This window comes from Pandoraea sp. NPDC087047 (assembly GCF_044745225.1).
In the GTDB taxonomy this organism is placed as follows: Bacteria; Pseudomonadota; Gammaproteobacteria; order Burkholderiales; family Burkholderiaceae; genus Pandoraea.
Genome location: NZ_JBIUZU010000005.1, coordinates 100981 through 123240 on the forward strand (window position 1 = coordinate 100981; position 22260 = coordinate 123240).

Consider the following 22260-nt stretch of genomic DNA (forward strand, 5'->3'; position numbering starts at 1 on the left):
ATGCTAACTTTGCTTGGCAAACCTGTTAAAATGCGCGCACTTGTCTGAACTAACTACCCCGGAGGGTGTGAATGGAAACTACTGAGCAACGCGTCAAGAAGATCGTCGCGGAACAACTTGGCGTGGCTGAAGCCGACGTCAAGAACGAATCCAGCTTTGTGACCGATCTCGGCGCTGACTCGCTCGACACGGTTGAGCTGGTGATGGCACTGGAAGAAGAGTTCGAGATCGAGATCCCGGACGAAGACGCAGAAAAGATCACCACCGTGCAACAGGCCATCGATTTCGCCAAGAATGAATCCATGAAGAAGGCGTCGTAATACGCATAAGGATTGCCTGACTGGCCGGGGTGCCGACCGGCTCCTGGCGTCAGGCATGCCTGTCAGCCGCAGGGAGCGCAGGGTCGAACCTTGTCGCCTCTGTGGCTTTTGTTTTGTATGACCCAGCAGAAGAAGGGGAGTATCGTGAGTCGTCGTCGCGTCGTCATTACCGGTCTGGGCCTGATCTCGCCGGTCGGCAACACTGTTGCCGAAGGTTGGGAAAATCTGGTCGCAGGTCGTTCGGGCATCGCCAACATCACGAAGTTCGATGCGAGCGAACACAAGGTTCGCTTCGCAGGCGAAGTCAAAGATTTCGAGGTCGAAAAGTATCTTTCGTCCAAGGAAGCGCGCCGTATGGATACGTTTATCCACTACGGGCTCGCTGCTGGTATTCAGGCGTTCGAAGATAGCGGCCTGCAGATCACTGAAGAGAACGCAGAACGCGTTGGCGTGCTGGTCGGTTCCGGCATCGGCGGCTTGCCGATGATCGAAAATACGCAGATCACTTTGCTCAATAGCGGTCCGCGCAAGATAACCCCGTTCTTCGTGCCGGGCTCGATCATCAACATGATCTCCGGTCATTTGTCGATCAAGTACGGTTTGAAGGGCCCGAACCTGGCGATCGTCACCGCCTGCACGACCGGGCTGCACTGTATCGGTCAGGCCGCGCGCATGATTCAGTACGGCGACGCTGACGCCGTACTCGCCGGTGGCGCCGAATCGACGGTGTCGCCGCTGGGTATCGGCGGTTTCGCCGCAATGACGGCCCTGTCCACGCGAAACGACGACCCGGCAACGGCGAGCCGTCCGTGGGACAAGGATCGCGACGGTTTCGTGCTGGGCGAAGGCGCTGGCGTGATGATGGTCGAAGAGTATGAGCACGCCAAGGCGCGCGGCGCGAAGATCTACGCTGAGCTCACGGGCTTCGGTATGAGCGCGGATGCGCATCACATGACGGCACCGTGCGACGACGGTGACGGCGCATTGCGCGCCATGGCCAACGCGCTGCGCGACGCCGGTCTCAATGCCGATGCGGTGAACTACGTGAACGCTCACGGCACCTCGACGCCGCTAGGCGATCTCGCCGAGACGATCGCGGTCAAGCGCCTGATGGGCGACGCCGCGAAGAACGTGGTGGTGAATTCGACCAAATCGATGACCGGCCACTTGTTGGGCGGTGCGGGCGGTCTGGAGTCGGTGTTTACCGTGCTGGCCGTACATCATCAGAAATCGCCGCCGACGATCAATATCTTCAATCAGGACCCCGATTGCGACCTGGATTACTGCGCAAACGTGGCTCGCGATCTGAAAATTGACGTCGCATTGAAGAACTCTTTCGGATTTGGTGGGACTAACGGCACGCTGGTCTTCCAGCGCGTCTAAGTTCGCGGGACGCCGCGCAGGCGTCCCGTCCCGCTGACCCACGCTCCGGTGAGTGTGCCCGGGCGTGCGGCGTCAAAGACACTTCCAGCTACGGTGGCAAGCGCTGCCGTGGTGCAATCGGGCCCGACCGGGGCCTGGCAGCCAGAGAAAATACGGATCCATATCAGGTGAGTGAACGAGAAATCGACCAAGCGCTCGTTGAGCGCGTGCAAAAAGGCGACAAAGCCGCCTTCGAGCTGTTGGTCGCGAAATATCACCGCAAGATCATCCGCCTCGTATCGCGGCTCGTGCGCGACGCCGCAGAGGTCGAGGATGTGACGCAGGAGGCCTTTATCAAGGCTTACCGCGCCTTGCCGCAATTTCGCGGCGAGTCGGCGTTCTATACCTGGTTGTATCGTATTGCTGTCAACACGGCGAAAAACCACCTGGCAACGCAGGGGCGCCGTGCACCGACCTCGACTGAAGCGAACGCTGAAGAAGCGGAAACTTTTGCCGAGGCCGATCAACTAAGGGATATCAACACGCCTGAGTCGATGCTGATGAGCAAGCAGATTGCTCAAACGGTCAACACAGCGATGGAGGCTTTGCCCGATGAACTTCGGACAGCAATTACCCTGCGAGAGATCGAAGGGTTGAGCTACGAAGAGATCGCCGAAGCCATGGGGTGCCCGATCGGAACGGTCCGTTCGCGAATTTTCCGGGCGCGTGAAGCGATTGCCAGCCGGCTGAGGCCGTTGCTGGACACGCCTGACGGTAAGCGCTGGTAAGCGCGCCGCCGGGGAAGTTATTTTCGTTGGGGGATATCATGGGATCAGCGACGGTGCAAACGCAGCGGGGGCTGCAAGCCGAGCGGATTTCCGCGTTGATGGACGGGGAATTCGATTCGGACGAACTGGCCGCCCTGCTGGATGAGGCAGACACCTCGGGCCGGCCTCTGTGGGACGACTACCACCTGATCGGGGACGCGCTGCGTTCCGATGAACTGACGCTGCCGCGCTCGGAGTCTGCCTTCATGGCCTCCTTTGCGGCACGCCTCGAAGCCGAGCCGCACCTGCTCGCACCGGCCGCTCTGGCCGATGCGCAGACCGGCGCCGCGTCGGGCGCCAAGACTGCGGGCTCGAGAGTCACTCGTATCAATCCGTTCCTGCGCGTACGTCGAGTACTGCCGACGGCAGCCGCTGCTGCTGCGGTCGCTGCGCTGTCGTGGATTGTGGTGCCGCGTCTGCAGGATCATCCGGCAGGTGGCGCACAACCGCAGGTGCTCGCTCAGGCGGCTGCGCCGGCGACCGGCGGTTCGAGCCTCACGCGTGTGGCACTCTCGCAGCAGCCGCAACCTGCTGCGGCCGCCAACGGTGCGAGCACTGGCGGTCCGAACGACCTGATCGTGCTGCGCGATGCGCGTCTCGACCAGTATCTTGCTGCCCACCAGCAATACGCTCCGGCCCCTATCGGTCAGAGCGTTTCCCCCTACATGCGAGCCTCGGCGCAAGCGGACGAATAAATGCAGCGCCTGAGTATCGAATCCTTGCCGCGTGCGCCCATCGGGCGCACTTTCTTCCTGTTCGCTTTCTTGCTGGCGACTACGCTGCAAACGCAGGCGTGGGCCCAGGCATCGGCGCCTGCCACCGACCCGCTGGTCGAGCGACGTGAAGTCAGTGCGTGGCTCAACAAGATCCACCGCGCGGCGCAGACGCAAAACTACATCGGCACCTTCGTCTACCAGCGTGGCTCGACCATGCGTTCGTCGAAGATCAGTCATTTCGCCGATAAGGGCAACGAGTACGAAGAGCTTGAAACGCTGGACGGACGTCCGCGGCGCATTCTTCGTCAGAATGAAGATGTCTACACGCTCATTCCCGAGCAGAAGACCGTCTTCCAGGAAAAGCGCGAGAGCAAGGATTCGTTCCCTGCATTGCTCGCCACGCCCAATCGCGACGTTCTCGACTATTACGCGCCGAAGCTGCTGCCGAACGAACGGATGGCCGGCTTCGACTGCATGGTGATCGAGCTCTCGCCGAAGGATGACTACCGTTTCGGTTACCGCCTGTGGGCCGATCGCAACACCGGCTTGCTGCTGCGCGCACAGACGCTCGATGCCGAAGGGCATCTGCTCGAACAAGCCGCGTTCTCGCAAATCTCGATCGGCGTGCCCAATGAAAAGGCGCGCATCTTGCAGGCGATTCAGGCGACGCACGGCTGGCATGTGGTCAAGCCGCAGATTACTGCGACACGCTTGTCCGATGCGGGCTGGAGCATCGACGTCGACAAGAAGGTGCCGGGCTTCAAGGCGGTGCGGGAGGTGCGTCGTACGATGCGCTCGACGGCCGACGGCAAGCCGTTGGAAGTCCAGCAGGTGGTATATTCCGACGGCATGGCAGGGCTTTCCGTATTTATCGAGCCCGCCACGCGTGAACGTAAGGAAGGCCATGGCAGTGCCGGTGCGACGAACATTCTTATCAAGCGCTACGGCGACTACTGGCTGACGTTGCTCGGCGAAGTGCCGCAGGCCACACTGCAACAATTCGCATCGAGTATCGAGTACAAGCAGCCGGCGAAGTGACCGGCTGTCGGGTGGACCGCGACCGGCGACGGCGCGGTCCGGGCAGCGAGGCACAATGAGACGCGACGATGCGTCGGGTGCCGGACTGACCCTCAGGGATTCCGAGACTTTCGCGCACCACGATCTTCCAATGAAGAAGACCCTCCTGCTTCGTGTCATCCTTGGCGGCGCCATTGCCGCCCAATTGGCGGGAGCCCCCGCCGCCTTTGCTGCGCCGTCCCCGGCGCCAAGCAGCGGATCGACGGCGGCGAACCCGCCGCTCGTCAGCAATCTTCCCGATTTCACCCAGCTTGTCGATCGCGTCGGCCCGGCCGTCGTCAATATTCGGACGACCGAGCGCGTCAGCCGCGGTCAGCGCGGTCTGCCGCCGGGCGTAGACGACGACATGGCAGAGTTGTTCCGCCGCTTCTTCGGCGTACCGATGCCACAGCCGGGGCCGAAGGGCGGCACGCCGCGACGCGGTCAGCCTCAGCCGGATGAGGAGCAGAACAGCGGCGTGGGTTCGGGCTTCATTGTCTCGTCCGACGGCTACATTCTGACGAACGCGCACGTCGTCGACGGCGCGGACAGCATCTACGTCACCCTCACCGACAAGCGCGAATTCAAGGCGAAACTGGTGGGCGCGGACAAGCGTACCGATGTCGCGGTGGTCAAGGTCGAAGCGAAGGACTTGCCGACGGTGCCCGTTGGCGATTCGAACAAGCTGCGCGTGGGCGAATGGGTGGTGGCCATCGGCTCGCCGTTCGGTCTCGAAAACACGGTAACGGCGGGCATCGTGTCGGCCAAGGGCCGCGACACGGGCGACTACCTGCCGTTCATCCAGACGGATGTGGCCGTGAACCCCGGCAATTCCGGCGGTCCGCTCATCAATATGCGTGGCGAGGTGGTAGGCATCAATTCGATGATTTACAGCCAGACCGGCGGCTTCATGGGCATTTCGTTCGCGATCCCGATCGACGAAGTGATGCGTGTGGTCGATCAGCTCAAGAAGACCGGCAAGGTCGTGCGGGGCCGCATCGGCGTGGCGATCAGCGAAGTCAGTAAGGAAGTCGCCGATTCGCTGGGCCTGCCGCGCGCGCAAGGTGCACTGGTGCGCAGCATCGAGCCGGGCAGCCCGGCCGAGAAGGCGGGCGTGCAGCCGGGCGATATCATCATGAAGTTCGAGGGCCGTCCCGTCGATCATGCGACCGACCTGCCGCGTATGGTGGGTGAGACCAAACCGGGGTCGAGCGCCACGCTGCAAGTGTTGCGCAAGGGCAAGAACCAGGATCTGAAGATCACGATTGCCGAGGCCGATACCGATTCCCCGAAGGCGTCGAAGGCGCAGGGCGGAAACGCCGATACGCCGCATCCGAACGCGCTGGGGCTGGTCGTCTCCGATCTGAGCGACGCGCAGAAGAAGGACATGAAGCTGCGCGGCGGCGTGCAGGTCGAATTGGCGGAAGGCCCGGCAGGCCGTGCGGGACTTCAGCAGGGCGACATCATTCTGCGTGTGGGCGACTCCGATATCGTCAGCTCGAAGCAGTTCGAGGAAGTGGTCAAGGGGCTCGATCCGAAGCGTCTGGTGCCGATCCTGGTGCGCCGCGGCGACGCCACGCAGTTCGTGCCGCTGCGCCCGCGTGCTCAAGGCAAGTAAAGACCGTCCATGACCGCGCCGGCGCTTACGCTCTACGGCCGCAAGTGGTGTCATCTTTGTGACGACATGCTTGCGGCGCTTGAGGCGATGCGCCCGGCGTGGGATTTTTCGGTAACGGTTATCGATGTCGACAGCGATCCGGTGCTTGAAGCGAAATACGACGAGATCGTGCCAGTGCTTGCACTGGGGGAGCGTGAGTTGTGCCGGTACCGTTTCGACGCCAATGCCGTTGCTGTCGTATTTCAATCAGGTTGACGCTACACCTGCCACCGATTCCACGCACAACGCCAAGACCTTCCCGTCATTCCCGACGTCACGCCGCGATGCACGCAATTCCGGACGGAATCGGTGCGCTTTCGGCTAAAATGTCGTGTTTGCCGATTCTCTCGAAAGCCGCTGCCGAGCCGAATCCGATGGCACCGACTTTTCTATAGCCCGCCTCATGGACCATATTCGCAATTTTTCGATCATCGCCCACATCGACCACGGGAAATCGACCCTGGCCGATCGCATCATCCAGCTGAGCGGCGGTTTGTCCGATCGTGAAATGGAATCTCGCGTCCTCGACTCGATGGATCTCGAACGCGAGCGCGGTATCACCATCAAGGCACAGACGGCTGCGCTGCAATACAAGGCACGCGACGGCAAGATCTACAACCTTAACCTCATCGACACGCCGGGACACGTCGACTTCTCGTACGAAGTGAGCCGTTCGCTGTCCGCCTGCGAGGGCGCGCTGCTGGTGGTCGACGCGTCGCAGGGCGTGGAAGCGCAGACCGTTGCGAACTGCTACACCGCCATTGAGCTGGGCGTGGAAGTCGTGCCGGTGCTCAACAAGATCGACCTGCCGTCGGCCGAGCCGGAAAACGCGATTCAGGAGATCGAAGACGTCATCGGTATCGAAGCGACCGACGCCGTGCGCTGTTCTGCGAAGACCGGTCTTGGCGTGGAAGACGTGCTCGAAGCGCTTATCGCCAAGGTGCCGCCGCCCAAGGGCGACGCGAATGCACCGTTGCAGGCACTGATCATCGACTCGTGGTTCGACAGCTACGTGGGTGTGGTCATGCTGGTGCGCGTGGTCAACGGCACGCTCAAGCCGAAGGACAAGATTCATCTGATGGCCACGGGCTCCAGCCATCTGGTCGAACAAGTTGGCGTCTTTACGCCGAAGTCGCAGCAACGCACGTCGCTGTCGGCCGGTCAGGTCGGTTTCATCATCTCGGGCATCAAGGAGCTTGGCGCTGCGAAGGTGGGTGACACCGTCACGCATGCGGTGACGACCACGACCAAGCCGGCCGAAGCACCGCTGCCGGGCTTCAAGGAAGTGAAGCCGCAGGTCTTCGCTGGCCTCTATCCGGTCGAAGCGAACCAGTACGACGCGCTGCGCGAATCGCTCGAAAAGCTCAAGCTCAACGACGCCTCGCTGCAATACGAACCGGAAGTCTCGCAAGCGCTGGGCTTCGGCTTCCGCTGCGGCTTCCTGGGCCTGCTGCACATGGAAATCGTGCAGGAGCGCCTCGAGCGCGAGTTCGACATGGACCTCATCACCACGGCGCCGACCGTGATTTATGAGGTGACGGAGCGCGACGGCACGGTCGTTTCGGTGGAAAATCCGTCGAAAATGCCGGATCCGGGTCGTATCGAGGAAGTTCGCGAGCCGATCGTCACCGTGAATCTGTACATGCCGCAGGAATACGTCGGCTCGGTCGTCACGCTGTGTCAGCAAAAGCGCGGAATCCAGGTCGACATGCAATATCACGGCCGCCAGGTGCGCCTGATCTATGAAATTCCGATGGCCGAAATCGTGCTCGACTTCTTCGATCGTCTGAAGTCGGTATCGCGCGGTTATGCGTCGATGGACTACGAGTTCAAGGAATATCGCGCGTCGGACGTGGTTAAGGTCGATATGCTCATCAACAGCGACAAGGTCGACGCCCTGTCGATCATTGTTCACCGCTCGGAGAGTCGCCGTCGCGGTGCGCAAGTCGCGTCGAAGATGCGCGAAATCATTCCGCGTCAGATGTACGATGTTGCGATTCAGGCGGCGATCGGTGCGAACATCATTGCCCGTGAGAACATCAAGGCATTGCGCAAGAATGTGCTGGCCAAGTGCTATGGTGGCGACATCACGCGTAAGAAGAAGCTGCTTGAGAAACAGAAGGAAGGTAAGAAACGCATGAAGCAGGTGGGGAGCGTTGAAATTCCCCAGGAAGCGTTCCTTGCCATTTTGCAAGTCGAAGACAAATAACGTAGCGACAGGTCCCGCATGAATTTCGCCCTGATTCTTTTGATCCTGGTGCTGGTGACCGGGGTGGCCTGGGTGGCCGACAAGTTGGTGTTTCAACCGGCGCGCCGCCGGGCAGCACAGGCCGCGGTGACGCGGTTCGATCAGCAGCAAGTGGCGTTGCAGGGTTCCGGCATTCAGGGCTCTGGTTCGCAGGAAGGCAACGCGCTCGCGAGCGCGCGTGCGAAGGTGCGTGACGACAAGCTTCGTCAGCCGTGGTGGCTCGAGTATTCGGCGAGCTTCTTCCCGGTGATTCTGGCGGTGTTTGTGCTGCGCTCGTTCGTGGTCGAGCCGTTCAAGATCCCGTCGGGGTCCATGATTCCGACGCTGCTGGTCGGCGACTTCATTCTCGTGAACAAGTTCGATTACGGCATTCGTCTGCCGGTGATCAACAAGAAGGTCGTCGATCTGGGCGAGCCCAAGCGCGGCGATGTCGTGGTGTTCCGTTACCCGAAAGATGAGTCGATGGACTACATCAAACGTGTGATCGGTGTGCCGGGCGACGTGGTGGCCTACGAGAACAAGAAGCTCACGATCAACGGTGAACCGGTGCCGGAAACGGCGCTACCGGACTTCTTCGACGACGAACACATCGCCTACTTCAAGCAGTTCGAAGAGACGGTAGGCGGCGTCAAGAACCGGATTCTCAACGATCCGAACGTGCCGCCGTACATCATGGGCGCAGACGACTTCCCGAACAAGCAGAACTGCCAGTACAACAGCCAGGGCGTGATCTGCAAGGTGCCGCCGGGCAACTACTTCATGATGGGCGACAACCGCGATAACAGCGCGGACAGCCGTTACTGGGGTTTTGTGCCGGAACAGAACATCGTGGGCCGGGCGTTCTTCATCTGGATGAATTTCTCGAACCTGAAGCGTCTAGGCGGCTTCCAGTAAGCCTCCGGGTTGTCGGGAAGGTGACTTCCCGAACGATAGCTCGATTGATGCGGAAATTGACATAATTATGTTGATTTCCGCATTATTGTTTTTAAATAAGAAATAAAAGATGCGACGGGTGGGGACCACCGGAGGGACTGATCTGTCCTGAGCCCGGAAATGTCCGAACCACCGCTCTCACGTGAGTCCGAAAAGCCCGACGGACGGCGGTTTAGCCCGTCGTTTCTTGGCGACGACGCGCGCCGGGGCGGGAGCGTCGCGCTATACTTGCGCCATGCCTCAATCTCTGAACCAACTGGAAGAACGCCTCCAGTATCGTTTCCACGATGCGGAATTGCTTTGCCAAGCACTGACGCATCGTAGCCACAGTGCCGCCAATAATGAGCGGCTGGAGTTTCTCGGCGATTCCATACTGAACTGTTCGGTCGCAGCGATCCTGTTCCGTCGCTACGGCAAGCTCGACGAAGGCGACCTCTCGCGTGTGCGCGCCAATCTCGTCAAGCAACAATCGCTGTACGAGATCGCGCAGACGCTTGGCGTCTCCGACTTTCTGCGCCTGGGCGAAGGCGAGCTCAAGAGCGGCGGTTTCCGTCGCCCGTCGATTCTGGCCGACACGCTCGAGGCGCTTTTCGGCGCCATGTATCTCGACGGCGGATTCGAAGCCGCATATGCCGCCATCGAGCGTCTGTACACGCCGGTGCTGGAACATGTCGATCCGAAGACGCTCGGTAAAGACGCCAAGACGCTGCTTCAGGAATATCTGCAAGGCCACAAGATCGCGCTGCCGCAGTACACCGTGATTGCGACGCATGGTGCTGCGCACAACCAGCAGTTCGAGGTGGAGTGCACGGTGCCCAAGCTCGATATCAAGGTCGGTGGCTCGGGTGCGAGCCGTCGAGCCGCCGAGCAGGCGGCTGCCAAGAAGGCGCTGGAAGAAGTGCAGAAGATGCCCGCACTCGCCAAGCCGAAGGCAGAGAAGAGTGCCAAGGCTGCGAAGAAGCGTGCCGCGAAGGCGGCAGCCTCCGAAGCCAAAAAGGCCGGTCACGTGACGTCGCCGCCGCAGGGCGAGTCGAAAGACGTGAAAGACGGTAAGGATGCGAGGGACGTGAAGGACATCAAGGAAGCCAGGGAGCCGAAGGACGCGCGCGACGCTGCTGCCGGATCGGCCTCGGCACCTGCAATGACCGCATCGACCAGCCACGGCGGGGCGCGTGGCGCGGCAACTCCCGTAGAGAAATCCGCGGAGAAGCCAGCCGAGAAAAGCGCCGAAAAAGCCGCCGAAAAGCCTGCAGAGAAGGCCGACGCCGCCAAGCAACCCCCGGCAGCTGCCTGAGTTCCATTCAGGGGGACAGCGCAAGGCGCGGCCCCCTTTCAAGAGAGTTTCCAATCATGAACGATAAGACGGATTTTCGCTGCGGTACCGTGGCGATCGTCGGGCGTCCGAACGTCGGCAAATCGACGCTGCTCAACGCCCTCGTCGGTCAGAAGATCAGCATTACGTCGCGCAAGGCGCAAACGACGCGACATCGCATCACCGGCATTTGCACCACGGACGACGCCCAGTATGTCTTCGTCGACACGCCGGGTTTTCAGACGCGTCACGCAACGGCCCTGAACCGCTCGCTCAATCGCGCGGTGACATCCACGCTGTCGAGCGTCGATGTCGTGATGTTCGTGATCGAAGCGGGTAATTTCGGCCCGGACGACGAGAAGGTGCTCAAGCTCCTGCCCGAGACCACGCCGGTGCTGCTGATCGTCAACAAGCTCGACCGCATTGCGGACAAAGCGGAAATGCTGCCGTTCCTGCGCACCGTGGGTGACGTGCGCGATTTTCGCGAGATCGTGCCGCTGTCGGCGAAGCGTGCAGACGACGTCAAGCGCCTGCTCGGCGTGCTGCGTCCGTATTTGCTCGAAGGCGAGCCGATTTACGGGGAAGACGATCTGACCGATCGCAGCGAGCGCTTTATGGCTGCCGAGATTCTGCGTGAGAAGGTGTTCCGCTGGACGGGCGACGAATTGCCGTACACGAGCACGGTCATCATCGACAAGTTCGAGACGGAAGGGAATCTGCGCCGGATCTTCGCAACGATTCTGGTCGATCGCGACAATCACAAGGCGATGATCATCGGCAACAAGGGGGCCAAGCTCAAGCAGATCTCCACCGATGCGCGTCTCGATATGGCGAAGCTGTTCGACGGACCGGTGTATCTGGAAGTCTGGATCAAGGTGAAGGGCGGCTGGGCCGACAATGAAGCCGGCCTGCGGGCGTATGGCTACGAGTGAGCTCGACACCTCACACGACGACGTTGCAACGCCGGCCGACGTAACCCCGGCGAGCAACTCGCCGCGCACGGCGCGTGCAGCGGCGCCCGCAACGGGTGGCGTGCGTGCTGCACGTCAAACACGAAGCGCGCGCACGCGTGCCGTGGACGACGGGGCGTCGGAAGCCTTCCAACAGGCTGAGGCCAACACGGACACCGTCAAGCGCGAAACCAAGCGCGTTCGGCGGGCGCCGTCGCCCGCCCGGGCGGCAGAGCGCGAGCAGAGCCGGGTGACGGAACAGCCCGGTTTTGTCCTCCACAGCTATCCCTATCGCGAAACCAGTCTGATCATCGACGTGCTCACGCGCGATCATGGCCGCATCGCCCTTGTTGCCAAGGGGGCGAAGCGTCCGCACTCGGCGCTGCGCGGCGTGCTTCAGACGTTTCAGCCGCTTTCGCTGGCGTGGCTCGGCAAGGGCGAATTGCGCACGTTGACGAAGGCCGAATGGGTCGGGGGGCTGCGTCCGCTGGAAGGCGACGCCTTGCTGTCCGGCTTCTACCTGAACGAATTGCTGGTGAAGTTCTGCGCGCGCGACGACCCGCACGACAAGTTGTTTCAGCACTATCTGACGACACTGCACCATCTCGCGCACGGCGAGCCCGCAGGCATCATCCTGCGCGCGTTCGAGCGCGTGCTGTTGCGCGAGACCGGGTATGCCGTCGCGTTCGATCGTTGCACGCAAACGCGCGGCAAGGTGACGCCCGAGCGCCGCTACGTGTTTCATCCCGATGGAGGGGTACGTCCGGCGCGAGGCGATGAGCCGTCGGATTGGCCCGTCATCCTCGGGCAAACGCTGCTCGATATGGAGCAAGACGATTACTCGCGGGCGCAGACCGTGCAGCAAAGCAAGCTGCTCATGCGCTTTCTTCTCAACCACCATTTGGGCGGTGTTCCGCTCAATACCCGGCAGATCCTGCTCGACCTGCAAAAACTATGAGCCTCTTCTTCCAAGGCAACCCCATCGACCTGGGGGTGAACATCGATCACGTTGCGACAGTGCGCAATGCGCGCGGCACGGCTTATCCCGATCCGATCAAGGCTGCATTGCTGGCCGAAGAGGCGGGTGCGGACGTGATCACGCTCCATTTGCGTGAAGACCGCCGTCATATTCGCGACGACGATGTGACGAATCTGCGCGACAAGCTGATTACGCGCATGAACCTCGAGTGCGCTGTCACGGAAGAGATGCTGGCGATCGCGTGCCGTGTGAAGCCGCACGACGTTTGTCTGGTGCCGGAGAGCCGTCAGGAACTGACGACCGAAGGCGGCCTGGACGTTGTCGGGCTGTACGACCGCATTGCTGCCGCGACGCAGCAACTCAGCGAGGCAGGCAGCCGCGTGTCGCTTTTTATCGATCCGGATGAAGCGCCAATCCGCGCCGCCGCGCGCATGGGCGCACCGGTGGTAGAGCTACACACGGGACGCTACGCCGAGGCCCATGACGAAGCGACGCGCGAGGCCGAGTTCGCACGCATCGAACGTGCGGTCGCGCTGGGGGTGTCGCTGGGTCTGCGCGTGAACGCCGGTCACGGGCTGCACTACGAAAACGTGCAGCCGATCGCCGCCATCGAGGGCATTTCCGAGTTGAACATCGGACACGCCATCGTCGCTCACGCGCTCTTTGCCGGTTGGGAGAATGCGGTGCGCGAAATGAAGGCCATCATGGTCGCCAGCCGCATTGCGGCGCGCGGCTAAGCCACGCCAGCACGATCCCGTCGCCGCTATCTTGCTGTCCCGCTATTGCGCTACGTGACTCGACGCCACTCATGAGCCATCCGACACCCTCGTCTCCAGCGTCCCCCGACATGCCGCCGGGGGGCGGCTCCACCGTCGCGCCGGCACCCGATCAGGGCGCGACGGCGATCTACGGTGTGGGTACCGACATTCTGCAAATCAGCCGGGTCGTGGGCGTGATGACGCGCACGCAGGGCCGATTCGCGCAACGCGTGCTGGGGCCCGAGGAACTGAAGGTTTATTACGCTCGTCAGAAACGATCCGAGGTGCGCGGGCTTGCTTATCTGTGCACGCGCTTCGCCGCGAAGGAAGCCGTCTCGAAGGCGATCGGTCTGGGCATGCGCTGGCCGATGACATGGCGAGCGGTGCAGACGCTCAACGCACCATCGGGCAAGCCGGTGGTCGTGGCGTCGGGTGAGTTGGTGCAGTGGCTGGCCGAGCGGCAATTGTCGATCGAGATTTCGATCACGGACGAGAAGGAATACGCGGTCGCGTTTGCGATCGCGTCACGTAATTTAGGCAACATTGGCAATATTGCATCGGAGAAAACGCAATGAGCAAGCGCAGGCCGGGCCCGGTGATGCTGGACGTCGTCGGGCTGACCCTCAGCGAAGACGACATTCGTCGCATCGACCATCCGTTGACCGGGGGCGTCATTCTGTTCGCTCGCAACTTCGACGATCGTGCACAACTGTGTTCGCTCACGAAGCAGATTCGCGACGTGCGCGACGACATCCTGATCGCGGTCGACCATGAGGGCGGGCGCGTGCAGCGCTTCCGTACCGACGGCTTCACGCATCTGCCCGCCATGGGCAAGCTGGGCAAGCTCTGGCATGAAGACGTGTTCAAGGCGACGCGCGTGACGACAGCGGTGGGTTACGTGCTCGCGTCTGAATTGCGCGCCTGCGACATCGACCTGAGCTTCACGCCGGTGCTGGATCTGGACTACGGCACGTCCGCCGTGATCGGCGATCGTGCGTTCGACGCCGATCCGCGCGTGGTGGCAATGCTCGCCAAGAGCCTCAACCACGGGCTGTTGCTCGCTGGCATGGCGAACTGCGGCAAGCACTTCCCGGGCCACGGCTTCGTGGCGGCCGACTCGCATCACGAGATTCCTGTCGACGAACGCTCGCTCGCCGAAATTCTCTCTGTGGATGCACAGCCGTATGACTGGCTCGGTATGTCGCTCGCGGCGGTCATGCCCGCGCATGTGATCTACCCGCAGGTCGATCCGAACCCGGCGGGCTTCTCGGCCAAGTGGCTCAAGGAAATCCTGCGCGGCAAGTACGCGTTCGACGGCGTGATTTTCAGCGACGATCTGTCGATGCAAGGGGCCAGTGCGGCGGGCGACGTCGTGACGGCAGCCCACGCCGCGTTGGACGCCGGCTGCGACATGGTTCTCATCTGCAACAGCCCGGAGAAAGCTGACCGTCTGCTGCGCGAGATGAAGCCGGTGACCGATACGGTGTCGCAGCGGCGCATCAAGCATCTGCAAGCCCGTGGCAAGGCGCACGGCTGGGAAAAGATGCAGGCGCAGGCGGAGTATCAGGCGGCGAAGCGTCTGATCGCGGAGACGTTTGGCGGCTAAGCGATGCCACCGCGCGAGGTGACGCATTGACGTCAGTCAACGGGGCGCTGAATGCGCGGCCCAAACAAAAAGCGCTGGACCCCGAGGGGACCAGCGCTTTTTTTGTTACCGGCCAGCCGCAGCGCCCGAAGACATTGGGCACACCGTCGCTTAGACGCGGCTGCGGTACTCGTCGGTGCGCGTATCGATTTCGATCTTGTCGCCGGTATTGACGAACAGCGGCACCTGGATTTCCAGCAGATCGTTGATCTTGGCGTTCTTCAGAACGCGGCCCGACGACGTGTCGCCCTTGACGGCCGGTTCGGTGTATTCCACAACGCGCACGAGCGAGGTCGGCAGGTCGACCGAGATGGCCTTTTCGTTGTAGAACACGACTTCGCACTGCATGCCGTCTTCCAGATACTTGATCGCGTCGCCCATGTTTTCGGCTTCGACTTCGAACTGGTTGTAATCGGCGTCCATGAACACGTACATCGGGTCCGCGAAGTACGAGTACGTCACTTCCTTCTTGTCCAGCACGACGACGTCGAACTTGTCGTCGGCCTTGTAGGCGAATTCACCACGGCCTTCGGAGAGAAGCTTCTTGTACTTCATCTTCACGACGCTGGAGTTACGGCCTGACTTGACGTATTCGGTCTTGAGCACGACGTTGGGTTCACCGTCGATCATGACGACGTTACCGACGCGGAGTTCTTGAGCGGTTTTCATAAAAAACGAGATCCTGTGACGAAATAAGCGATTTGCCGCTTGTTGAGCGCTTCCATACGCCCATTCGCCGCTTGATTCCCGCGTCCGCCCGGAACGATCCGGGGCAGCAGGCTCAGCAGCAAAGCGTTGAAAAACCAGCTATTTTACCTGATTTTCCGCGAAGCTTGCCAACTGTCGCGCAAGGTCCGGAAGGCTCGCCTGAGCGCTTGCCCAAGTCCGGGCGTGACGATTGAGCTCGGGCAGCGCGGCCGCCAGCGCCGGCCAGTCGGGCGCGGTGCTGGCGTAACCGTTCCAGAGATGCCAGAAGGTCCGCAACGCTTCGCGTACACCGTGGGTCATGTGTGGCGCGTGCGCCACCGCAGGTTCCGCAGGCGCCGCCTCTCCCAGATAACGGCCGAGAAACGCGTCGAGTTTCGCGTGATGGGCGTTTTCGTCCTGCGGATAGATGTGCCAGACGAACGGCTTGGCCGCCCACTGGGCACGCACGAACGAGTCTTCGCCGCGTACGAAATTGAGGTCGCAGGCCCACAACAACGCGTCGAAGTCTGCTTGGGGGACGAATGGCAGCCCATACGCGGTAAGCGCACCCCGGATCGCGGACTCGCGGGGGCCAAGCGTGTCACGACCGAACCAGGCCGCGACGGCAGGAGCGATACGCCCCTGGGGGACAAGGCAGACGACGGGCGTCGGGCTGGCCGCCCATTGCGTCAGCAACGCCGGAAGTGCCGCATTTTCATACGCAAAAAGCGAGACGACCAACGCACCCTTCGGTGCGGTGGGCAAACCGAGACTCCGTTGCCACCACGCGTCGCGCAGGTCGGGGGCGGCGAGAAACGCGTCACGCCGCGAGAACAGCTCCCGTTCGCGCGCGAGGCCGCCGGTGCGTTCGGTGAAGCCGGGGAAGAAAAACGTTTTGACGAGCCCCAACTGCGGATGCATCGATTTTTGCAGATGGCACGTGTCGACCCAGTCCTCGGCGCTCAGATATTCGAGATTGATCCACACCGGCGCGTTGCCCGCCGGCTTGCGCGCGTGCATCGCCTCGATGAAAACGTCGGGAATATGGCAGGCAAACGCTTCGATGACGATATCGCCGGGCGCATTGTCGTCGGTGATCGGGCCAAAATCGGCGTTCCAGCGACGCACGTCGACGCCGTCGCAGCGTTGCCGGGCCAGCGATGCATCGATGTCGGGGCGCAGATGACGGAAGCTGGCGAGATCGTCGACCCAGAGCGTGACCGACCAGCCGTGTTCGCGCACGAGTTGCCGGGCGAGCCGCCAGCACACGCCGATGTCGCCGAAATTGTCGACGACGGTGCAGAACAGATCGCAGCGTGGCACCAGGGGAAGGGCGCCCGAGGTCGGCGTGACGTGGGGGGATGCAGTGGACAGGGGCATTGAGAAGCGGCGACGCGGATTGGTCTAAACTTCTGATTTTAGTCCCTGTGACGCGTCACGACGACATTGCGCCGCGACGCGAGCGCCGCGCCGCTTCGCCGCCGGGGACGCTCCGATTGCCAGAGTTCATGACCGAAGACGCCCACGACGTCACGCCACCGCGCAAGTCCCGCAAGGCCAGATCCGCCACGTCCGCCGAATTCGCACATCCCGCGGGATCGGTGACGGGCGAGGACGTCGCGCAGCCCTCGGGCGAGCCGGCATCGGTCGATGCGCCCGCCGACGCGACAGCATCCGCCAATCCCGACAAGGCCGAAAAAACTGACAAGGCAGCGAGGGACGCGAAGGCGCCGAAGGCCGAGAAGCCCAAACGCTCGCGCCGGGCGAACGACGGAGACCCGTCATCCGCCACCGCCGAAGCGGGGGACGCCAACGACGCGCCCCTGTTCGACGCCCGCAAGGTGCTCGCACAGTTGCCGAACTTGCCCGGCGTCTACCGGTACTACGACGCGGCGGGCAACGTCCTCTACGTGGGTAAGGCGCGCAATCTCAAGAAGCGCGTGTCGAGTTACTTCAACAAGACACAGCTTTCCCCGCGTATTGCGTTGATGGTCGCGCGCATCGCGAAACTGGAAACGACGGTAGTGCGCTCGGAAACCGAGGCGCTGCTGCTTGAGAACAATCTGATCAAGGCGCTGCATCCGCGTTACAATATTCTGTTTCGCGACGACAAGTCGTATCCGTTTCTCAAACTCACGCAGCACAAGTACCCGCGCATGGCGTACTACCGTGGTTCGGTGGACCGCCGCGGGCAGTACTTCGGACCGTTCCCTAGCGCGTGGGCGGTGCGCGAGAGCATTCAGATCTTGCAAAAGGTCTTCCAGTTGCGTACGTGTGAGGACTCCGTGTTTTCCAATCGCACGCGTCCGTGCCTGCTCAATCAGATCGAGCGATGCAGCGCACCGTGCGTAGGCGCGATTCAGGATGAAGACTACGCGCGCGACGTGAACAACGCCGCAGCCTTCCTCTCGGGACGCCAGTCCGAAGTCCTCGGCGCGCTGGAGGAAAAGATGATGGCGTACGCCGAGGCGCTCAAGTTCGAGCAGGCCGCGGTGGTGCGCAACCAGATGCAGGCGCTCTCCGGCGTGCTTCAGCAACAGTCCGTCGAGACAGCGGGGGATGTCGACGCCGATATCCTGGCGGTCGCCTACGCGGGCGGGCGAGCGTGCGTGAATCTGGCGATGGTGCGCGGCGGACGTCACCTTGGCGACAAAGCGTATTTTCCGGCGCACGTGGAGCGCGGCGTCGAGGGCGGTATTGCCGACGAATTCGAGGACGACGTGGCGCTCGCGCAAGCAGCGTCCGGTGCCGATGTGGGCGGTTCCGGTGATTCGGACGATCCGGAAAATTCGGACAATTCCATCGAAACCTCCGGCGAAATCGCCAACGACATGCCGTCGGATACGCCCTCGGCGTCGCTCGAATCGCGCCTGCTCGAAGCCTTCGTTGCGCAGCACTATCTCGGCCAGTCGGTGCCGCCGGTGCTGGTCGTGAGTCACGCGCTGCCGAACGACGAGTTGCTCACCGCGCTCTCCGAGCAGGCGGGCCGTCGTATTGCGATGGTGCGGCAACCACAGGGCCAACGCCGTGCGTGGCTCGATATGGCATTGCAGGGGGCGCAGCTTGCGCTAACACGTTTGTTGACGGAGCAGGGCAGCCAGCAGGCGCGCACGCACGAACTGGTGCAGACGATCGGGCTCGATATCGAGGATCCGGCGCTGCTGCGCGTGGAGTGCTTCGACATCAGCCATACACAGGGCGAGGCAACGCAGGCGTCGTGTGTGGTGTTCCATCATCACAAGATGCAGGCGAGCGAGTACCGCCGCTACAACATCACGGGGATTACGCCGGGCGACGACTATGCCGCGATGCGTCAGGTGCTCACGCGTCGGTATGGCCGTTTGATGGAGGCCGCAGCGGCGACGGTGACCGACGCCGCCAACCCGTCATCCGTCGCTGCGGACGTGGCGCGCGCGGAAGCCGATACGTCTGTGATGGCGGAGGGCGAGCCCACCGACGTCGACGCCTCGAGCGCGCCCGATGCGCCCGATGCCTCCGACATGGAAGCCAATCTGCCGCAACTCGTGTTGATCGACGGCGGCAAGGGGCAGGTGGAGGTGGCGCGTCAGGTGTTCGTCGAGCTGGGTATCGACATCGGCCGCCTGGTCGGCGTGGCAAAGGGCGAGGGGCGCAAAGTCGGTCTCGAGACGTTGGTTTTCGCCGACGGGCGCGCGCCGCTGGAGCTGGGCCGCGAGAGTGCGGTGCTGATGCTGATCGCGCAGATTCGCGACGAGGCGCACCGTTTCGCGATTACCGGCATGCGGGCGAAGCGCGCGAAGGCGCGTCAGACATCGCGGCTTGAGGAGATCGAGGGCATCGGGGCGAAGCGGCGTCAGCGGCTGCTCATGCGCTTTGGCGGCTTGCAGGGGGTGGCGTCGGCGAGTATCGACGAACTGGCCAGTGTCGAGGGCATTTCCACTACGCTCGCCGAGCAGATTTATCGCCAACTGCACTGAGGCCGTGTGATGCGCCACGGGGCATCCGGTGCATCATCCGCTCATTCACTCACTCACTCACTTACTCACTTACTCATTCAGCGTCTCACGTATCGCCGTGAAACAGCAGCCGCATGACCGTCTCGTTGTCGACCGTCTCACCCGAGAGCGTGCGCGCGAGGAGTTCGCCGCCGACGACGGGCGGCGCGAAGATCATGTCCGGCTGAACGCGCTTGAGCTTGCTCAGATGCTTGCTGTCGTTGACTGACGCGATGGTGCGCACCTTGGGCGCGATTTCCTTCGCCGCGAGCACGATAAACGCGTTTTCCGAGTCGTCCGCGCGCAGTGCCAGCACAGCCCTCGCGTGCACGATGCCGGCGTGGGTAAGCACGGCATTGTCGCTGGCGTCGCCATGCATGACGTCCGCATCTTCCGGATAGGGATTGTCCGTGCCGCCTGCGATGATGACCGTCACGGGCCAGCCGCGCTTGGTGAGCTCATGATGGACGTTGATGGCGAGCGGCGATGCGCCGGCCACGATGAAGTGGTTCTTTCTTATCACGTGAGTGAATCTCCCCGCGAGAATTTTCTTGAGGTTACCCCCGACGAGCGGGCCGATGACGACGGTCAGCGACGTCGCGAACACGCTGATGCCGAAGATGATGACCGAAGCCGTGAAAAGTCGTGCGTCGGTGGAAACGGGCACGATATCGCCATAACCGACGGTAGTCATCGTCACGATGGCGAAGTAGAACGCCGTGGCCAGATCCGTCACGTTCGGCTTGAACTCGTGGCCGAGATACATCGTGCCGAACGTCGCATAGACGATCAAGGCGAAGACGGCCACCAGCGTGTAGAGTGTGGCGGCGGCGAAACTTGCGCGGTCGAACTCGCGCCAATACCAGAGCAGCAGGCCGAAGCAGACGAGCGAGAGGACGAACGTCAGGTCGAAGCGTATGTTCAGGTGGAAATTGATAATGGCGGCCAGCGTCAGCATGACCAGCGTGAAGGCCCAGGCGGTGCGCGCCCGGATCACAAGGCCGCAGGCGAGCGCCACCAGCGACAGGCCGACGAGGGCGCGCGGCAGGTGGGAGAAGTCGATGCGCTCGATGGCGTTCAGACCGAACAGCAGCCGCGGCAGGTGCGTGGCCTCGATGCGTTCCAGCGCGGAGAGGTCGCCGCGCACGAAAAGGTCGATGAGCAGGGCGCCGGGCACACGCAGGAGCACGGAGGCGACGAGCAGCAGGCCGTCGATGCCCACGAGGGCGGCGATGACGACATGAGGCGGCAGCACTGGCCGGATTGGCGTGCGCAGACGAGGATGCCGCAGGGCGGACAGGGGCCAGGGCAGTTTCACGAGATCGGCGCTATTGGCGGGATGTTGCGAGCAAGATAGGGGCACACGGACGCACATGTCAACAGGCGTGCGGTGCCTCGGCCTTGTCGCTGCGGGGCAGACACGGCACAATGCGGGTCTGGTACGGCTGCCGAGCGCGCCGTGTGTCGACTGCCGTTTGCCGAACTCATGCTGCCATGCCTTTTAATGTCCCCATATTCCTGACCTGGCTTCGGATCGTGCTGATCCCGCTGGTGGTCGGCGTCTACTATCTACCGCCGACGTGGTTATCGTCGGTGGAGATGAACTGGGTGGCGTGCGCGGTTTTCGTGCTGGCGGCGCTGACGGACTGGTTTGACGGGTTTCTCGCGCGTCGCTGGAACCAGACGTCGGCATTCGGGGCGTTTCTGGACCCGGTAGCCGACAAGCTGATGGTGGCGGCGGCGCTGCTGATGTTGCTGCAAATGGGGCGGATCAATGCGTTGGTGGCGTTGATCATCATCGGCCGGGAAATCACGATTTCGGCGTTGCGGGAGTGGATGGCGCAGATTGGCGCGTCGCGCAGCGTGGCGGTGCATCAGTTGGGCAAGATCAAGACGGCCGCGCAGATGGTGGCGATTCCGCTGCTGCTGTTCAACGGCACCGTGGCGTGGAACGGGTTGCGATTCGACTCGCGATTCTGGGGAACGTGGCTGATTTACGTGGCGGCAGTTCTCACGCTGTGGTCGATGTTGTACTATCTGCGCCGCGCTTGGCCGCAGATTCGGGAGCGTGGTGGCGCGCAGATGTGAGCGTAAGTCCCTGAAGATGCGGGATTTGCGCAGTGAAGGAGAAAAAACTTCACAAATTTTCGATGCAGGTGCTTGACACTGAATCGGGGTTTGGACATAATCTCCTTCTCGCTGCTACGGCGTCAGCCCGGCAGCGAAGTTTTTAAGAAGTTGATGGATTGGTAGTACGCATGACAATGCGGGAGTAGCTCAGTTGGTAGAGCGCAACCTTGCCAAGGTTGAGGTCGCGAGTTCGAGACTCGTCTCCCGCTCCAGTTTTCACACTGGACATTGAGTGAGTAGATCCTTGGTGTTCGGTGTCATGCGGGAGTAGCTCAGTTGGTAGAGCGCAACCTTGCCAAGGTTGAGGTCGCGAGTTCGAGACTCGTCTCCCGCTCCAAATCCAGAGGGAAGCCTGGCTTCCCTTTTTATTTGCCGAAAAGCCCACGGCGATCGATCCGAAGGGCGCCCTCGATGGCAACAGCGAGTGGTTACAATGCGGCAGCATATCCCGATGGCGGGATGGCAGAGTGGTCATGCAGCGGCCTGCAAAGCCGTGTACGCCGGTTCGATTCCGACTCCCGCCTCCAAATTCAAAAGCCCTGACTTGTCAGGGCTTTTTCTTTTGCGTTTCCCCCCTTTGCCTCTCTCCACCGGCTTCTCCGCCCTCCGTTTCGCCTTCCGTCGCTCCCATTTCTGACGCACTCGTCCGTCGCGTTCGGCTTGATCCTCGGCTTGCTTTCGTATTCGGTCGCGCCACGCATCGATC

At 62.1% G+C, this 22260-nt stretch carries 19 protein-coding genes, 3 tRNA genes and 1 pseudogene; 20 read left to right on the top strand and 3 right to left on the bottom strand.

Translation table 11 applies throughout. The features are described from left to right. Positions 1–71: 71 nt before the first annotated feature. The 15 genes and pseudogenes from acpP to nagZ all read left to right on the top strand — a co-directional run bounded on the left by acpP (position 72) and on the right by nagZ (position 14724). The gene (acpP, locus tag ACIPHM_RS10720; RefSeq protein ID WP_400327646.1) at positions 72–320 is read left to right on the top strand and encodes an acyl carrier protein; all 249 of its coding nucleotides are present in this window, start codon (positions 72–74) and stop codon (positions 318–320) included. A gap of 144 nt (positions 321–464) precedes the next feature. Then, entirely contained in the window at positions 465–1703 is a 1239-nt protein-coding gene (gene fabF / locus ACIPHM_RS10725; RefSeq protein ID WP_400327648.1) for a beta-ketoacyl-ACP synthase II, read from the top strand. Between the two features lie 167 nt (positions 1704–1870). Next, positions 1871–2470 (top strand): RNA polymerase sigma factor RpoE, encoded by a 600-nt coding sequence (gene rpoE / locus ACIPHM_RS10730; RefSeq protein WP_010805230.1) that lies wholly within the window; start codon positions 1871–1873, stop codon positions 2468–2470. 38 nt (positions 2471–2508) lie between these two features. Next, complete coding sequence (locus ACIPHM_RS10735; RefSeq protein WP_400327651.1) at positions 2509–3204, top strand: sigma-E factor negative regulatory protein; 696 nt, start codon at positions 2509–2511, stop codon at positions 3202–3204. Beyond that, positions 3205–4263, top strand: a complete 1059-nt coding sequence (locus ACIPHM_RS10740) for a MucB/RseB C-terminal domain-containing protein (RefSeq protein WP_400327653.1) — start codon at positions 3205–3207, stop codon at positions 4261–4263. Positions 4264–4393: 130 nt separating this feature from the next. Next, a complete protein-coding gene (locus ACIPHM_RS10745) occupies positions 4394–5899 on the top strand; it encodes a DegQ family serine endoprotease (protein ID WP_400327655.1) in 1506 nt (501 codons plus the stop codon). A 9-nt stretch (positions 5900–5908) separates the two neighbouring features. Continuing rightward, a complete protein-coding gene (locus ACIPHM_RS10750; RefSeq protein WP_400327657.1) occupies positions 5909–6154 on the top strand; it encodes a glutaredoxin family protein in 246 nt (81 codons plus the stop codon). Between the two features lie 187 nt (positions 6155–6341). Then, the gene (gene lepA / locus ACIPHM_RS10755; RefSeq protein WP_400327659.1) at positions 6342–8147 is read left to right on the top strand and encodes a translation elongation factor 4; all 1806 of its coding nucleotides are present in this window, start codon (positions 6342–6344) and stop codon (positions 8145–8147) included. An 18-nt stretch (positions 8148–8165) separates the two neighbouring features. Further along, positions 8166–9080, top strand: a complete 915-nt coding sequence (gene lepB, locus ACIPHM_RS10760; protein ID WP_400327661.1) for a signal peptidase I — start codon at positions 8166–8168, stop codon at positions 9078–9080. 274 nt (positions 9081–9354) lie between these two features. Beyond that, positions 9355–10410, top strand: a pseudogene (gene rnc, locus ACIPHM_RS10765) (ribonuclease III); the annotation flags it as partial. A 59-nt stretch (positions 10411–10469) separates the two neighbouring features. After that, entirely contained in the window at positions 10470–11363 is an 894-nt protein-coding gene (gene era / locus ACIPHM_RS10770) for a GTPase Era (RefSeq protein ID WP_400327663.1), read from the top strand. After that, the gene (recO, locus tag ACIPHM_RS10775) at positions 11350–12339 is read left to right on the top strand and encodes a DNA repair protein RecO (RefSeq protein ID WP_400327665.1); all 990 of its coding nucleotides are present in this window, start codon (positions 11350–11352) and stop codon (positions 12337–12339) included. The genes era and recO overlap by 14 nt, the downstream gene beginning before the upstream one ends. After that, a complete protein-coding gene (pdxJ, locus tag ACIPHM_RS10780) occupies positions 12336–13097 on the top strand; it encodes a pyridoxine 5'-phosphate synthase (RefSeq protein WP_400327667.1) in 762 nt (253 codons plus the stop codon). Before recO ends, pdxJ begins: the two co-directional genes overlap by 4 nt. Positions 13098–13207: 110 nt before the next feature. Next, a complete protein-coding gene (acpS, locus tag ACIPHM_RS10785; RefSeq protein ID WP_400328235.1) occupies positions 13208–13693 on the top strand; it encodes a holo-ACP synthase in 486 nt (161 codons plus the stop codon). Beyond that, entirely contained in the window at positions 13690–14724 is a 1035-nt protein-coding gene (nagZ, locus tag ACIPHM_RS10790) for a beta-N-acetylhexosaminidase (protein ID WP_400327669.1), read from the top strand. Before acpS ends, nagZ begins: the two co-directional genes overlap by 4 nt. Positions 14725–14874: 150 nt before the next feature. Here nagZ and efp read toward each other — a convergent pair whose 3' ends face one another. Beyond that, on the bottom strand, positions 14875–15432 hold the full coding sequence (gene efp / locus ACIPHM_RS10795) for an elongation factor P (RefSeq protein WP_400327671.1): 558 nt from the start codon (positions 15430–15432) through the stop codon (positions 14875–14877). A gap of 138 nt (positions 15433–15570) precedes the next feature. Next, positions 15571–16830, bottom strand: coding sequence for an elongation factor P maturation arginine rhamnosyltransferase EarP (earP, locus tag ACIPHM_RS10800; RefSeq protein WP_400327672.1), 1260 nt, complete (start codon positions 16828–16830; stop codon positions 15571–15573). 128 nt (positions 16831–16958) lie between these two features. Here earP and uvrC point away from each other — a divergent pair, with 128 nt between their 5' ends. Continuing rightward, a complete protein-coding gene (uvrC, locus tag ACIPHM_RS10805) occupies positions 16959–19406 on the top strand; it encodes an excinuclease ABC subunit UvrC (RefSeq protein WP_400327674.1) in 2448 nt (815 codons plus the stop codon). Between the two features lie 85 nt (positions 19407–19491). Here the strand turns inward: uvrC and kch are convergent, their stop codons facing one another. Beyond that, positions 19492–20742: a voltage-gated potassium channel protein gene (gene kch, locus ACIPHM_RS10810; RefSeq protein ID WP_400327676.1), complete on the bottom strand. Its 1251-nt coding sequence runs from the start codon at positions 20740–20742 to the stop codon at positions 19492–19494. A gap of 176 nt (positions 20743–20918) precedes the next feature. On the opposite strand from kch, the gene pgsA reads away from it, so the two are divergent. The 4 genes from pgsA (at position 20919) to ACIPHM_RS10830 (ending at position 22081) form a co-directional block, all read left to right on the top strand. After that, a complete protein-coding gene (gene pgsA / locus ACIPHM_RS10815; protein ID WP_400327678.1) occupies positions 20919–21512 on the top strand; it encodes a CDP-diacylglycerol--glycerol-3-phosphate 3-phosphatidyltransferase in 594 nt (197 codons plus the stop codon). 178 nt (positions 21513–21690) lie between these two features. Continuing rightward, positions 21691–21766, top strand: a tRNA-Gly gene (locus ACIPHM_RS10820). A 49-nt stretch (positions 21767–21815) separates the two neighbouring features. Then, a tRNA-Gly gene (locus tag ACIPHM_RS10825) sits at positions 21816–21891 on the top strand. Between the two features lie 116 nt (positions 21892–22007). Continuing rightward, a tRNA-Cys gene (locus tag ACIPHM_RS10830) sits at positions 22008–22081 on the top strand. Positions 22082–22260 lie beyond the last annotated feature (179 nt).